Origin of the sequence: Paenibacillus sp. O199 (assembly GCF_001636635.1) — a bacterium.
Taxonomy (GTDB): Bacteria; Bacillota; Bacilli; order Paenibacillales; family Paenibacillaceae; genus Paenibacillus; species Paenibacillus marchantiae.
Map to the genome: position 1 here is coordinate 1 of NZ_LGRP01000119.1, position 217 is coordinate 217.

At 35.5% G+C, this 217-nt stretch carries 1 pseudogene; it reads left to right on the forward strand.

The features are described 5' to 3' along the window. Positions 1–217, forward strand: a pseudogene (locus tag A6049_RS33560) (hypothetical protein); the annotation flags it as partial.

Below are 217 nucleotides of genomic sequence, written 5' to 3' on the forward strand. Positions count from 1 at the left end.
AAAAAGAAGGGGCAAGTAAAGAAGAACTTAAGAAATTAAGGCGTGAACGGAGTAAGCTGGCCAATAAGCTGGATACACCAGATGATATTAGTCATAATTACGATGTATCCAATGTAGAAGGGTATGAGCGGAAAATAGATAATTCAAAATATTATCATCATGATAAAGGTGACTTTGGAGAGGAAGTAGCCAAACAAATTGCTAAGGATAACAACTT